General features: G+C 47.3%; 15 protein-coding genes. 11 read left to right on the forward strand and 4 right to left on the reverse strand.

What is annotated here, in order from left to right; translation table 11 throughout:
- Window positions 1–11: 11 nt before the first annotated feature.
- From ICL55_RS28520 to ICL55_RS28535, 4 genes are read left to right on the forward strand one after another with little or no spacing between them, the layout of a single operon-like run.
- Window positions 12–767 (forward strand): glucosamine-6-phosphate deaminase, encoded by a 756-nt coding sequence (locus ICL55_RS28520; protein WP_188104068.1) that lies wholly within the window; start codon window positions 12–14, stop codon window positions 765–767.
- Window positions 748–1608: an ROK family protein gene (locus tag ICL55_RS28525; protein WP_188104069.1), complete on the forward strand. Its 861-nt coding sequence runs from the start codon at window positions 748–750 to the stop codon at window positions 1606–1608. The genes ICL55_RS28520 and ICL55_RS28525 overlap by 20 nt, the downstream gene beginning before the upstream one ends.
- Before the next feature lie 12 nt (window positions 1609–1620).
- Entirely contained in the window at window positions 1621–3309 is a 1689-nt protein-coding gene (locus tag ICL55_RS28530; protein WP_188104070.1) for a GMC oxidoreductase, read from the forward strand.
- A gap of 57 nt (window positions 3310–3366) precedes the next feature.
- Window positions 3367–4218, forward strand: coding sequence for a helix-turn-helix domain-containing protein (locus tag ICL55_RS28535; RefSeq protein ID WP_188104071.1), 852 nt, complete (start codon window positions 3367–3369; stop codon window positions 4216–4218).
- On the opposite strand, the gene ICL55_RS28540 is transcribed toward ICL55_RS28535, so the two are convergent.
- Window positions 4173–4661 carry a putative quinol monooxygenase gene (locus ICL55_RS28540; protein ID WP_188104072.1) on the reverse strand — a complete coding sequence of 163 codons (489 nt, stop codon included), beginning with the start codon at window positions 4659–4661 and terminating at the stop codon, window positions 4173–4175. The two genes, ICL55_RS28535 and ICL55_RS28540, sit on opposite strands and share 46 nt — an antisense overlap.
- A gap of 231 nt (window positions 4662–4892) precedes the next feature.
- Here ICL55_RS28540 and ICL55_RS28545 point away from each other — a divergent pair, with 231 nt between their 5' ends.
- Window positions 4893–5306, forward strand: a complete 414-nt coding sequence (locus ICL55_RS28545; RefSeq protein WP_188104073.1) for a hypothetical protein — start codon at window positions 4893–4895, stop codon at window positions 5304–5306.
- Between the two features lie 62 nt (window positions 5307–5368).
- On the opposite strand, the gene ICL55_RS28550 is transcribed toward ICL55_RS28545, so the two are convergent.
- Window positions 5369–5632 (reverse strand): transporter suffix domain-containing protein, encoded by a 264-nt coding sequence (locus tag ICL55_RS28550; protein WP_188104074.1) that lies wholly within the window; start codon window positions 5630–5632, stop codon window positions 5369–5371.
- A 313-nt stretch (window positions 5633–5945) separates the two neighbouring features.
- Between ICL55_RS28550 and ICL55_RS28555 the strand changes: the two genes are divergently transcribed.
- From ICL55_RS28555 to ICL55_RS28575, 5 genes are all read left to right on the forward strand, one after another.
- The gene (locus ICL55_RS28555; RefSeq protein WP_188104075.1) at window positions 5946–6152 is read left to right on the forward strand and encodes a hypothetical protein; all 207 of its coding nucleotides are present in this window, start codon (window positions 5946–5948) and stop codon (window positions 6150–6152) included.
- A 240-nt stretch (window positions 6153–6392) separates the two neighbouring features.
- Window positions 6393–6938 carry an RNA polymerase sigma-70 factor gene (locus tag ICL55_RS28560; RefSeq protein WP_188104076.1) on the forward strand — a complete coding sequence of 182 codons (546 nt, stop codon included), beginning with the start codon at window positions 6393–6395 and terminating at the stop codon, window positions 6936–6938.
- A 44-nt stretch (window positions 6939–6982) separates the two neighbouring features.
- A complete protein-coding gene (locus ICL55_RS28565) occupies window positions 6983–7984 on the forward strand; it encodes a FecR family protein (protein WP_188104079.1) in 1002 nt (333 codons plus the stop codon).
- 43 nt (window positions 7985–8027) lie between these two features.
- Window positions 8028–10607 (forward strand): TonB-dependent receptor, encoded by a 2580-nt coding sequence (locus ICL55_RS28570; protein WP_188104081.1) that lies wholly within the window; start codon window positions 8028–8030, stop codon window positions 10605–10607.
- 213 nt (window positions 10608–10820) lie between these two features.
- Window positions 10821–11573: a DUF4397 domain-containing protein gene (locus tag ICL55_RS28575; protein WP_188104083.1), complete on the forward strand. Its 753-nt coding sequence runs from the start codon at window positions 10821–10823 to the stop codon at window positions 11571–11573.
- A 139-nt stretch (window positions 11574–11712) separates the two neighbouring features.
- Here the strand turns inward: ICL55_RS28575 and ICL55_RS28580 are convergent, their stop codons facing one another.
- Complete coding sequence (locus ICL55_RS28580; RefSeq protein ID WP_188104085.1) at window positions 11713–12831, reverse strand: type I restriction endonuclease; 1119 nt, start codon at window positions 12829–12831, stop codon at window positions 11713–11715.
- A 395-nt stretch (window positions 12832–13226) separates the two neighbouring features.
- Window positions 13227–13856: a BPL-N domain-containing protein gene (locus ICL55_RS28585; RefSeq protein ID WP_188104087.1), complete on the reverse strand. Its 630-nt coding sequence runs from the start codon at window positions 13854–13856 to the stop codon at window positions 13227–13229.
- Window positions 13857–13864: 8 nt separating this feature from the next.
- Here ICL55_RS28585 and ICL55_RS28590 point away from each other — a divergent pair, with 8 nt between their 5' ends.
- Entirely contained in the window at window positions 13865–14599 is a 735-nt protein-coding gene (locus ICL55_RS28590; protein ID WP_188104089.1) for a helix-turn-helix domain-containing protein, read from the forward strand.
- Window positions 14600–14609: the final 10 nt, after the last annotated feature.

A 14609-nucleotide genomic window follows, 5' to 3' on the forward strand; every position in this document is an offset into this window, starting at 1 on the left:
AAAATAAAATCATGGAAATAAGGATCTATCCTACGTATGAGGCCCTTTCAGCGAAGGCCGCTGAAAGGGTATTGCTGCTGATGTCCGGCTATGAGACACCATTGCTCTGTCCTGCTTCCGGCGACACGCCGGCCGGCTTATACAAAGCATTGTCGGCAAGATATCAGGTACGGAAAGCGGAGATGGACACCTGGAGCTTTGTGGGCCTGGACGAATGGGTGGGCCTCAACGGCAATGACGAAGGGAGTTGTCGGTACTTTATCGACAAAACGCTGTTTCATCCGCTGCAGGTGGCCGGGGAGCGCATTTGTTTTTTTGATGGTCGTGCCGCCGGTCTGCCGAAAGAATGCGACGAGGCAGAGCTGTTTATCCGGAAACGGAACGGTATTGACGTGGCTATCCTCGGGTTGGGCATGAACGGGCATATCGCCATGAATGAACCCGGATGTGTGGCAGATGGCAGGGCGCAGGTGGTAGCACTGCATCCTGTGACCAAGCTGGTGGGACAGAAATATTTTACGCAACAGCTGGAGCTGGAAGAAGGCATCACCCTGGGGCTGGGCACCCTGCTGGAAAGCAGGCATATCATTTTGATGGTGAGTGGTAAGCACAAATCCAGGATTGTGCGGAAGATGCTGGAAGAACCTGCTACCAATGAGCTGCCGGCGAGCCTGCTGCTGCGTCATCCGTCGGTGACCATTTTTTTAGATGAAGATGCCGCTTCCGGTTTGTCAAACAAGGATGTACATGGAGATAATAGGAATTGACCTCGGCGGCACCAATTTACGCGCCGGTATTGTAAGGGATGGCGTCCTTCAACCGGTTCTTTCGCAGCTGCTGAAGGCCGATGGTACCCGCGATGAAGTGATGGAACAAATTTTTGGGATAACAGATAAAATCATTCACCGCGATGTGAAGGCCATCGGCATAGGCGTGCCGGGGCTGGTAGATCCTGTCAGCAGAATATTACATGATGTGGTGAATATTCCGGCTATCAATGAAACGGACCTTCGGAGCATATTGGAACAACGGTATCAGCTACCGGTGAAAATAGAGAACGATGCCAATTGTTTTGCCATGGGAGAATTTCATTTCGGCGCCGCGCAGTCTTACAAGTCTGTTGTCGGGCTGACGATAGGAACGGGACTGGGAGCGGGAATCATCAACAACGGAAAGTTGTTGACCGGAAAACGGGGCGGGGCCGGGGAATTCGGCATGATCAGTTATCTCGGTAAAAATATAGAGTACTATGTCAGTGGCCGTTTTTTTGAACAGGAGTATCAGACAACAGGAGAAGTAGTTTACAGAAGGGCCCTGGAAGGGGACCTTGAAGCGGGCTATATGTATGAAGATTTTGGCAGGCATCTGGGAGAAGCCATTAAGCTGGTGCTCTATGTATTGGATACGGAATGCATTGTCATTGGCGGGGCTTTAAAGGCAGCATTTCCCTTTTATGCGAGAAGCATGTGGGAAACCGTGCGGGGCTTCCCTTTTCAGCGTGCTGTTGCTTCCCTGAAAATAGTAGCTTCTGCGCTGCCAGGCAGCAATATTCTGGGGGCCGCCGCCTTACATCTGCCGGCAGGCATGAATGGTAAGTTTAACAACTAAATATCTTTTGGTATGGCCGATAATAAAGATTTCGACGCGATCGTGGTGGGCAGCGGTATCAGTGGAGGATGGGCCGCAAAGGAGCTGTGTGAAAAAGGGCTTAAAACGCTGGTATTGGAGCGTGGCAGAAATGTGGAGCATATAAAGGACTATCCCACTGCCAATACGCCGATCTGGGAGTTTAAGCACCGGGGCGCGCTGCCCAAAGCGGTACTGGACGCCAACCCGTTCATCAGCAGAGCGGCCGGATATGATGATAGTACCGCTCATTTCTTCGTAAAAGATGCAGATCACCCTTACATTCAGGAGAAACCTTTTGAGTGGATACGCGGCTATCAGGTGGGCGGGAAATCGCTGATCTGGGGAAGAGCGTGTGCCCGTTGGAGTGAGATGGACTTCACGGCGCCGCATCGTTATGGGTATGGGATTGAATGGCCCATTGGCTATCAGGACATCGCGCCCTGGTATAGCCATGTGGAGAAATTCATTGGTGTTTGCGGCAATCGGGAGGGAATAGCGACCATGCCGGATGGGGAGTTCCTGCCAGCGTTTGAATTGAACTGCGTGGAGCAGCATTTGAAGGATGTGCTGGCCGAAAAGTTTAACCGCCATTATGTGTCCGGCAGGTGGGCGCAGGTAACAAAGCCGCAGGATATCCATAAAGAACAACATCGTCAATGCCTGAGCCGCAATCTTTGTATGCGGGGATGCCCGTTTGGCGGGTACTTTAGTTCCAACGCCTCCACGCTGCCCTGGGCGGAAAAAACAGGCCATCTCACGGTCCGGCCTTTTTCCGTGGTGCATTCCGTGATCTATGACGAGCAGTCGGGCAAAGCCACCGGCGTAAAAGTGATCGATGCGCAGACAAAAGAGGAAATCATCTATCATGCAAAAATTATTTTCCTCAACGCATCTGCGTTGAACACCAATCTCATTTTGCTGAATTCCACTTCGCAACGTTTTCCCAACGGATTGGGTAATGATAACGGCCTGCTGGGGAAATATATCTGTTTCCATAATTACCGGGCCGGCATGAGCGGCGAGTTTGAAGGCTTTGAGGATAAATATTATAAAGTGTCGAAACCATCGGAATGTATTATTCCCAATTTCAGAAATGTTTATCAGCAGGATACTGATTTTGTAGGTGGCTATGTGATTTTCAGCGCTGCCTACCGGGAGAGGCTAAACGATAAAAACATCCCCGCTGCCTTAGGGGCTGAATTTAAAGAAGCCATCAGCAAACCAGGGAAATGGGGCGCGTATATGTATATGCAGGGAGAAACGGTCCCGAAGGAAAGTAATCATGTGAGGTTGAGTAAAGATAAAAAAGACCAATGGGGAATTCCTTTGCTGATCACCGCTGTAGACTATGATGATAACGACGACAGAATGGTGAAGGACTTTATAGAACAGGGCAGGGCCATGCTGGCAGCCGCAGGTGCTAAGAATATTACGGTAACCGACAACCATCAGCCGCCGGGGCTGGACATACACGAAATGGGCGGCGTACGCATGGGGAAAGATCCGGCTACTTCACTGTTGAATGAATGGAACCAGTTACATCATTGCAAAAATGTGTTTGTCACCGACGGCGCCTGTATGACCAGTACCGGCAATCAAAGTCCGTCTATTCTGTATATGTCGTTGACGGCGAGAGCGGCTAACTATGCGGTGGAGCAATTTAAAAAAGGGGCGTTGTAAAAAGATAACGAGGGGCTGCGCTGGTACGCCTGCATAAATATTTCCTACCTTCATACTATGGATGCGCTGCTGAAAAAGACGTCTTATCCGCCGCCGCTCGCACTACGCCCATATATCGACCGCTTCTGGACCTGCGAAGGTACTTCGGCCACCTATTCGATGCCTACGATGGCCATGGGTACCGGTGCCGAAATGATCTTCCAGCTCAAAGCGCCGATGACGCTAGTGTCAAAGGAACAGACCCTTCATACGCCGCCTGCTCATGCGGTTTATTGTGTCCGCCATCAGCATTACAAGGCGATGGTCAATCATGCACATTTTTTTCTGGCTGTCCGTTTCAAAGCGGGGGCGATCAGGCATTTCTGTCCCGCGCCGGTGGCTGATCTGACGGAGTGTTTTCCGGATATCAATGTACTTTATGGAGATGACGGCAAATGGTTCACCGAAAGGCTGCGCAATAACATCAGTATTTCACAGCAACTGGAGCTGACGGGGGACTTCCTGCTTGGGCTGCTCCGCAAACACCACTGTCCGCATGTATTGGTAGATGAAGCGGTGAGGCAGCTGTATTACAATCGGGAGATACCTGACCTGGTATCTTTCAGTGCCGGCCTGGGAAGCAGCTACCGACAGTTTGAGCGGGTTTTTATGAAGCATATAGGGGTTACGCCCAACGCATTTATGCAGACTGCCCGGTTGAATAACACCCTGAAATACCTACTGTTCCGGGAGGTCCGTGACTACCTGCCGGTGGCATTCGATTTCGGATATTATGACCAGTCTCACTTTATAAGGGCTTGCAGGAAATTTTTCGGCGATAAGCCCCGTGCCATCTTATCTCCCGCAAGCCGCGATCAACACTTCTACTTATCCTCTTTCAAAGCATCAGGTTCGGACGACAGAAAATAAACCTTCAGGTCCTTCGATTTCCACCCTTCCATTTTTTTGACGAAGTCCGCCAGATAAGACTGCGCGAAATGATATTTAAGGCCTGCCTGGTCCCGGTAGTGTTCTATCAGCGTAAACGCGCCTTCTTCTCCCGGCTCAGGGTACCAGGTGTATTGGATACAGCCTGGTTCTTTTCTGGTCTGTGCCGCCAGTTCTTCCAGTGCCCGGCGGAAGGCATCCATCGATTCGGGCCGGATATACAGTTTGGCGATAACGAATTTTTCCGTAGCGGTAATGGTGTTCATCAGGTGAAGTTTGTTAGCGGATGTTTTTCCGGTACGGGCGATAGATATATTCCGGTCTTCAGCAGCTGGTTTGTCCGGCTGCGTTGACGGACAGCTGAAGGCTGGAATTGACAATACGATACAGGCAAGCTGCCATAGCAACATCTTGATGCGGTTCATAACGACTGGTTATTGATGAAATGATACTGCGAAACTAGGGCTCGTTGTGCTGGTAAAATTGGATAAATCTGCCAACCTCCTTCGACTTCACATAGCGGTCACGTTTCAGTGGGATAACTTTCCATTTCAACCCCTGATTTGGCTGTTTGGATCATTTAGTTAAAAAAAGAAGGCATGGGATAGGATAAGTTTGCATTGTTCTGTTTTAGTTACCCTTTTAAAACTAAAAAGATGATTAAAGTATTAGCGCTGGCATGTATTGCATTGGTTTGTCTGGCTGTTACCGTCAGAGCGCAGCGATCAGAAAGGCTGCATAAGGCCACAGCAAGTGCCTTTATACAGGTTTTTAAGGTGTCCAGTGTGGATGCCTCTGACAGGGGCGGTTTATTGGAAGCAACGGAGTCGTTAGGACGGGAAATACGCATGACCATCACGGACAATACATTGAGGCTGGATATCTCAGAGGAAAACAAACCATACATTTTCAAGAAGTTATCAGACACCACTTACTATCTGACAGACCACTATCTCACTTACAGGTTGTCATTGGCGAAAGTGCCGGGGATGAGCAGTTTTATTTTGGTTAAGTACAACAGGAAAGGCAATGAATCCGCATGGCAAAGTTTGACGGCCCGGAAACTTTAGCATAGGTGCATTGGGAAATGTGGACCAGGTGGTTGGTTGTTTAATGGTAATCCCCGGCGGAGCTATTCGGCCGGGGATTTTATGTCTTTTTTGCGCGTGAAAAAACGTTTGGTGGCCGCTTTGATCTTACCCCAATATTCCTTGCCCAGCAAGGCGATGGTAATAATGAAAATACCTTCGTTGATAACCGCTACCGTGGTAATGACGGCCACCTTATACGGAAAATGGAAAAAGGGAAGTATCGGGACGGCGATCCAACCTAATACCACTATTCCCAGTAACAGCAATCCCGTTTTTTTCCTGATGTTGCGTTTCTCCTGTGACATAATAACCATGTTTAAATCAGTTTGACATCCTACCCTGCTTTTGAGAGAGGTGTTGGTTTGCTCTCATTGTTTCGGTTTACAAATTTATCCCCGGCATGTCCTCTATGCGGACCATTCGTGCCGAAGCTGCCATAACAGGCGTTGAAACGTTCATTTGCAGGGGCCAGTCAAAGTCACGTCAGCAGGGCCTTTAACAGAAGTTTAACAGCCGCTGTGGCCAAAGCAGATAGGAAGATCCGGTGACCGGATGTTTTACTGTCATACGGCGGTTATTTCCGACCGGATATTCACTCACTTGACTAAAAACAGTTTTATGAAGTACAGGGTATTTTTTGCAGCCATGCTGGCAACGGCAGTAACCATGATAACAGCAGCCGGAGCAATGGCACAGCATGCACCATCCAAAGAACAGCGTAAACAGGTTGATACCGCCCGGAAAGATAACCGGCATGCAGTGGTGCCGGTAGGAAAAGGTACGCCTAAGGCTGATACCGCCCGTAAACCGGTTAAAAAGCACTAGTGCAGCTTGATATGGTTTGTGCACCACGTGGTCTCCCGCAATTGCAGGGGACCTTTCGTGTATGGCGGACAGCAGCCCGCCGGAAAAGAATCAAAAAATTAATGATGGGCATTAGAGGGATACATGGGGACATTCCGTCTTCTGTATACGAAAACACGGAAACCGGTGATAACCAATTCCGGGATACCCCTTATAGCCATATCAGAGGTACTGTATTATATTTTATAAAATTTATCACTTGTGCGTGAAGACGGTCTCTACAAACAGTTTCGGCTGGGATTTGAAAAATTTTATAACCCGCTTTGTCTGTATGCGAACAGTTTCGTGAAGGAACACAGCGTGTGCGAAGATATTGTACAAGAGGTGTTCGTGAGGATCTGGGAAACCCGGAAAGACCTGGTACAGTCCGATAACCTGAGATTTTATCTGTTCACGGCGGTGCGTAATAACTGTCTTACTCACCTTAGCAAAGAACAACGCATGCCTGTATACAGCCTGTCCGACATAGATCTGGAAGATGATGATACGGCTGATGTTACACCTGCCGGGGATGAAACACTGAATTATCATGCCTTGCTGGGGCAGGGGATAGAACAGCTTCCGCCTAAATGCAAGGAGGTATTTCTCCTGTGCCGTCTGGGGGAGCTGAGCAACCAGCAGGTGGCCGACAGTCTTGGTATTTCCGTTAAAACAGTTAATAACCAGTTATGGAAAGCATTAAAAATGCTCAGGGCTTTTGTGAAGAATACGGGAGTAGTGCTGTTAATTTTTTTATGGACAGCATAGGAAAATCCGATATGATTTTGTTTTCTAAGTAGGAGAGGGAAAATATGATGGAACTACCTGATAACATAAAAGCAATTATTGTAAACAGGATCCGGGGAGTCATCTCACCGGAAGAAGAACAGATGCTGCGGGAATGGGAGCGTGAATATGCTGTTGAAGAGGAGGCGCTGGACAGCTATGATAAGATATGGACAGAAAGCAGCAACATTATCAGCCAGTCGCATTTTGATACGGCGAAAGGCTGGCAGCGTCTGGACCAGCGACTGAAAGGCGCCGGGATGGTGGAAGAGCCGGTAGTCCGTAAGGTAGGGCTGCGGAGATATTGGGGAGCAGCCGCCGCTGCCGCAGCGGCCATGGTCATTATCATAGCAGGATACTGGATGTTCTTCCGCTCAGCAGAACCGCAGCAGATCACGTGGTCCAAAGTGGTGACCGCAGATGCCACCAATAAGTATTTACGGCTGCCCGACAGCACGTTGGTGTTGCTGCGAAAAGGAGCTACGATCACTTATTCCACCACTTTCGGAGAAAGCGACAGGCTGATAACACTCACCGGTGATGCCTTCTTCGATGTGGCGGCAAAGGAGAACATACCTTTCCGCATACAAACGGAAAGAGCCATGGTAAAAGTACTGGGCACTTCGTTTGTAGTGAACGCCACCCCCGGTGGGGATCGTGTGGTGGTGGTCACCGGAAAGGTACTGTTGACAGATAAAGCCAGACCCGAAAACAAGTGCATCGTTTCGGCCAAAGAGCAGGTGTCTTTTGCAGGAGATAGTTTTGAAAAGAAAAATGTAAACGATTCAAACTACCTCGCATGGCAAACCGGTATACTACGGTTTACCAACACTCCGCTGAAAGAAGTAGTGAAAGAGCTCTCGACCTATTATGGTACCGCTGTTAATGTGAATGATACGTTGAAAGCAGGATCGGTAAAGGTAACAGCCAGTTTCCGGGAACAGCCGCTGAATGAGGTGCTGGAGGAAATCACCGTCATCACCGGACTGCGTTATCGTAAACAGCAGGACAGTATTATTATTTATTGATCTTCCTGTAAAAAGGATAGAAAAAGCCAGTAATTTAAACTAAATGATAAAAGGGGTGTCCGCTCCGCTACGACGTCGTAAAACAGGACTGCAACTACTACTACTGATATTGATTATTCTAGCCGGCAATATAACGGTCACTGCGCAGACCGGATTGCTCGGAAAGAGGTTTACGTGCCATGAAATTCATGGCACGATTCCTTTTTTATTGGAAAAGGTCAGCACCTACAGTGGAACAGTGATCGAATATGCAAGCGGATACCTGGATGGAAAAGGAGATACCCGTCTTCGCGAAGGAACAACCACGGTGGGGGCCGTACTGAATGAACTGCTGGCCGGAAAATATGTGAAGATAGAAGAGCGAAACGGAAAAGTGATGCTGGTGCCTTCTGCGACAGTACTGGCAGGCGATAGCCTGGTGAATGAATATACGTTGTTCGGTTATATCACGGAAGAAAACAGCCTGGAACCGATCCCTTATGCGATGATAAAAGACGAGGAGTCAGGACGGATAGGCCAGTCCAACAGGTTTGGGTATTACAGCCTGCGGCTAAAAAGTGGTGTTCATCATATCAGGGTAATACATGCCGGTTATCCTCCTGTTGTGTCAGTGGTGCCTGTCAACAGCAACATCAGGCGTAATCTGATGATGCGTGCAGCCGTATTGCGGGAAGTGAAAGTGACGCCGGGTTGTATGTTGCAAAAAGACGGTGGCTCCAGCGTCGATAAATACCTTCCTTCTGCCTACAGTAATTTTTTGGGAGAGAGTGATCCGGTGAGATCATTATACCTGTTGCCCGGTAATATTGAATCGCAGGAAACAACCGGTAAACTGATGGTGCGCGGCGGAGATCCGGAGCAGAACATTTTTCTGCTGGATGGTAATGAAGTATTTAATCCTACGCATATGTTGGGAGAGCTGTCTATCGTTAGTGAGGGCACACTGAAATCGATACGGCAGTTTAAGAATGATTTCCCCGGCAGGTTCGACGGCGCATTGTCTTCCGTTACCGAAGTGAATACGAAAGACGGTAGTATGGACACCTGGAGCGGACAGATAAATGCCGGACTGCTGGCCGGCGCCATAGCGGTAGACGGGCCGCTGATAAAGAAACGTACAGCTATCGTGGCTTCTGTCAGGAAAAGCTGGTCGGACCCATTACTGAACGTGCTGGATAGCAATTACCGGCTGCGCTTTTATGATGTTCACTTCAAGGTTACTCATCTGCTGGACGTCAATAACAAAATAATGCTCAGCGGCTATATGGGCAAAGACCGGTTGGAGCTGACGGAAAACGATTATCAGAATCTGCAGGTATGGGGCAACCGGTTGGCTACGCTCAACTGGAATCACGTGATCGGCGCCCGGTCGTTTGTAAATACCACCCTGAACATCAGCAATTATCATAATCTGGCAGGTATGAAGCTCATCCAGTATGATGATTCCACCGGGGAGGAAAAGGATACCAAAGCATATAACAATTACGCATCGGTGGAACGTTATGAGGCCAGAACGCAGTTTGAAATCAATGCGTCATCTAAGCTGCAGTACCGCTTCGGAGGGAAGTTCCTGCATACGGTCATTCATCCTTTCGGAACGAATATTACTTCCAAACTGGGGGAAGTGCCGGATGGCTTCCGGCCCATGAAGCCACTGCCTTTCACAGAATATTCCTTTTATTATGAAAATGAATTTAAACTGAGTCAACGTTTCCTGTTGAGGCCGGGACTACTTTTCAGTGCCTATCAGTTCAAATCATTCCACTACCACTCACTACAGCCACGGTTGTTTGCCGCCTACCGGATCGGAAAAAACCAACAGCTGACTTTTTCCTACGCACGAATGGCACAATACCTTCATCAGGTAACAAGCCCCTTTCTGGGTATCAATAGCGTATTGTGGGTGCCCAGCACGGCTATTCTGCGGCCTGCGGAAAGTGATATGTTCAACCTGGGTTATAGTTTCAATGATAACAAAGGCACTTTGTTATCTGCCGATGTCTACTACCGTAAAATGAACAACGTCACCAATTTCGCGGAGCGGGGAAATATTTTTTATAATGAAGATACCTGGGAACAGGATATTATTACCGGCCAGGGATGGGGCTACGGCGCAGAGCTGCTGGCCGGAAAACGCTGGCGCAAATGGCAGCTTCAGTTGTCGTATACATTGGCCTGGGCCTGGCGCCAGTTCGATGATGTGAATGACGGAGAGAAATTTCCCTTCCTTTTCGACAGGCGCCATCAGCTGAACATAGCGGCCAACTTCCGGCCGGACAAACACTGGGATATTGGCGCGGTATGGTACTTCAGCTCGGGCGACTGGATGCGGCGGCCGATGGGCACGCTACCTGCGGAAGAAGGAGAGCCGTTCAGGTATGAAGGGATGTCTTACTACGACAAACGTGGCCCCAACTATCAACGCCTCAATTGTAATGTCAACTATCGCTTTGTTACCGGAAGACTGAAACACAAGATCTCCACCGGTGTGTATAATGCCTATCATGCAGATGGACAGTATTCCACTGATATCCTGAATACGCGCGACAATAACAATGTAACCTTATCGGGCAACCGGTTATTTGACCTGACCTACTACCTCTCCTATACACTGAATTTTTAGCCCCTGTTTTATTTTTTTTGAAAAAGATATAGACCGCGTAGGAAGTTATACTGATCTGCTGTTTTAACAGTAGAGAACAATGTCTGTACTGTTAAAACAACTGTTATCTGTTATTGCCTGCTGTTTGAAGATGCCGGTAACCGCGTAACAGTGGTGATATGCGCGAGTACCGAAGCATCGATCAGGAATCAATTTAATAAATCAAAAAAGTATATGAAACACGTAAGAACTCAATCAGGGATGTCTCTGACAGGGATCTCCTGTGCACTGTTGGTGGCAGCAGCTTTTATGTCCTGCAAAAAGAACAATGACCCCGCACCGCAGCCTGTTGCGAAAAATGCCGGTATACAGATCGTGCACACCGCCCCTAAAGTAGGTGACCTGACGGTGGAAATAGATGGGAAAAAATTACAGGATAAATTATCATTCCTGAATGCCTCCAAGGGGTATATGAATCTGCCGCTTCAAAACGAAAGCAGCCTGAAATTCACGCTGGATGGCAACAAAGTGATCGTAGATGCAAAGTATAAATTCAATGATAAAGGCACATACTCTCTGTTTCTGTATGATACCCTGCTGAACAATAAAGCCAGGGCCGTGTTGCTGAGCGATAATCTCGCTGATCCCGGCAAAGGAAAGACCAGCCTGCGCTTCCTCCATTTGTCTCCCAATACCACGCCTGTTGATATTGATGTTTTCAAAGGCAGGGATAGCATCCGTCTGATAAGTAATGTGGCCTATATCAGTGATAAACCGGATGTTGCAGTACTGTCTCCTTTCAAATCAATTGCTTCCGGTGATTATCGGGTGAAAGTAAAGACTAAAGTAGGCACCACTACTACAACCGTTCTTGATATACCGTCTGTAAAACTGCTGGAAGGAAAAGTAGTGACGCTTTACCTCAGTGGCTTAACGAAAGCCACTGGCGCCTTAGGGGTGGGCCTCCAGCTATGGCAGCACAGATAAGCAATAGGAAACCATGTCCAGGGCTGTCCCATTCCTGGGACGGCCCCTCTGTATTGAGGTGTAGCCGGACACAAAGAAGCGCTGTAATTTTTACTTACAGGCCTTCTTTGTGTCTGGAAATTATAAATCGGAAAGAGGTTTAATTGCTACTGCTTTGCTCCATTTCTGAATCTGTTGAAATTTTCTTGCTGTCATAAGTTCGCACCGTCTCCAGCAGGGCCCTGGAATGGGTGTATAAGTCATCGAGACTTAGTATCTCAATTTTAGATTCTTTTTTATTACTATCAAATAATCCTACCTGCTTCTTAGCGCCATTGAAATAGAGTCGGCAGATTGTTTTCCTGTTATTATCATCCAAAAGAATGGAAAAATAGGACTGCGCATCCCTGTAAACAATCCTGTTTACCGGTATGATTTGTCTCAGAATGGACTTTACTATTAAAAATCCATCAATTTCTTCCTGCGTCGTAAATATCTTTGGCTCATCTTCTGCCAGGGGGGCTTCATTCTCGGTAGTTGTCGTTTCCTGCTTTTGGTTTTCCGCCTCTTTGCTCAAAGCTGATTTGAGCCGATCAGTGATGATGTCATTGATGTACTGGGTAAATGATTTTTTGGTGAGTTCCGTAAACTGGTCTACAATTTTTTGAGTAACAGCACCTGGGTAAATTTGCCTTGCAAAATACTTTACAAAATCAGGCGATGGATTATTCAACTCTTGGGCGATGAGTAGTTTCAGCTCATTTGTATATTTTAATTCACTGGCAGTATTGACGATTTTAGTGAAGTCAAAGTTCGTTTTGTGAAACTTCTTTAACTCTTCGATTTGAGTATCTTTCATTTCAGAGATGTCAAAAACAAAGAACGGTTTTTCATCCATTCTGTTAGGTTCAACAAGATCTGTATAAAATCGATATTCTATTCCATTCGTTAAAATGGAGAATTTAGCTTTAGTTGCATGGAAATACCTGAAGAGTTGAGATGCATTGTTTACATTGAGAGGCCCTATATGGCATTTACATTCTATCAGAATAATGGGGGAGCCATCCTTTATTATAGCATAGTCAATTTTTTCTCCCTGCTTTATTCCAATGTCTGCTACAAATTCAGGGATAACTTCAAGGGGGTTAAAGACATCATAACCTAATTCCCTGATAAATGGCATGATAAAAGCATTTTTTGTCGCTTCTTCAGTAAGCACCTGGGACTTTAGTTTGGTCACTCTGTCGCCAAGCTGTTTAATTGCGTCTTTGAAATCCATAGTTATAGTTTTTGAGATTAAATTGAGTTTGTTGAAAAAGTGGAATGATACACTGATAGTTATTTTGAATTACATTGAATTAACAATGAATACTCCGTGGATGGTAGGCTATGAATCAGATGCAGGGGGCTACAATGACTTATTTTCAGGCGTTGTACTAGATAATTTTAAGATAAAATGAGATAATGACTATAGCTGCTATTGGAAAAAGATAGATCTTCTAATGTTTAAAATACTGAATATTTACGCGATGAACAAAACAAAATGGCTTGCCCGGGGCCTTAAGTGGCCATTGTACGCCATGGAACAGAACAGATTCCGGATACCTAACAGTTATACTACCTGGGTAATATCCACGACTGTAGCGGATATTATCCAGGTAGTATAACGACTATCTATCGGTAAAAACTATTGATAAGATCCCTGAATAGGTCACGGGATGGTCTTTCCTCCAAAGAAAGTCCTGCATCATCAAACCAGGAGCTGTCTGCTTCAGGATGCGGGCCGGCTAAGACGACCAGTCCTTTCCCATACGAGTACCGCGCAGCAGCCAGATCGCCATTTTCATAGGACGCAATTTTCAGGAACTTCTTATCGCTGGCTTTAGGCAGCAGGTAGGGGCCGTCCTGGTAAAAGATATATTCCTTACGGCCCAGCCAATTCACCACCACTGCGGCATCCTCAATAGTGGTAACGGGAAAGTCTGTACGACCCACTTCAGACTCCATTTCGTAGTCGACAAGGCCAATATAGGACGCTTCCGCAAGATAGGCCCCCATGCACAAGCCGAGATATCGTCCGCCCTGAGCAACGTAATGACGGATAGCATCGACCCGTTCGTCGCCCAGACTATTAAATGCGCCCATGAGGTTTTGTCCTCCACCCGGCTGAACATACATATCGTAATGGCTCAACGTTTCATCCGTAATGTCGATCTCCTCTTTCGGCCCTACAAAATCAATCTGACATTTGATGCCTGTTTTTTCGATAGCTGAATAAAAACGTAGTTTTATTGCTGTAATCATCACGCAGCATGGAACTGAAAAGCATACAGCCTGCTAAAGGCCTTACTGATTTTGTAGAGAGCTTTTGGATGATCCGTAACGACGCAGCGGAAGAGAAAGAAATTATTGTGCTGCCCGATGGCCGGTTCGATATTATCTTTTCTATCGCTGCCGGTCAGGATTTTCATGCTACGCTTCGGGGCCTGGACACGCGCCCTGAGCAAGGGACCGTTCCGGCGCACATCGTCATGTTTGCAGTGAGTTTTAAACTGCTGGCCATCGAATATTTACTCGATATCAAAATGGCCGCCGTGTTGAATGACGGGCAGCGGCTGCCGGATGGATTCTGGAATATCGGTCCGCGGGATCTGGAAGACTTTGAAAGCTTTTGCGCAAAGATTTCCGCGACAATGCTGGGTCTGATCAAACCCGGCATCGACAACCGTAAGAAAGAATTATTTGATCTGATTTATGCTTCCAACGGTTCGCTGCCTGTGCAGGAGCTGGCGGACCGTGTGGCCTGGAGCAGAAGGCAGATCAACCGGTATTTTAATGAACAATTCGGTATTTCCTTAAAAGCCTACTGCAATATTTTTCGCTTTAAGGCCTCTCTGCAGCAGATCAAAGAAGGGCGCCTCTTCCCTGAATTGGATTTTGCGGACCAGACCCATTTTATTAAAGAAGTCAAAAGGTTTTCGGGAGTGTCCCCGAAGGAGCTGGCTAAAAATCAAAACGGCCGATTTATACTATTATCCGACTTGTAGCAGCCATAAT

The organism is Chitinophaga varians (assembly GCF_014529945.1).
GTDB classification, from domain to species: Bacteria; Bacteroidota; Bacteroidia; order Chitinophagales; family Chitinophagaceae; genus Chitinophaga; species Chitinophaga varians.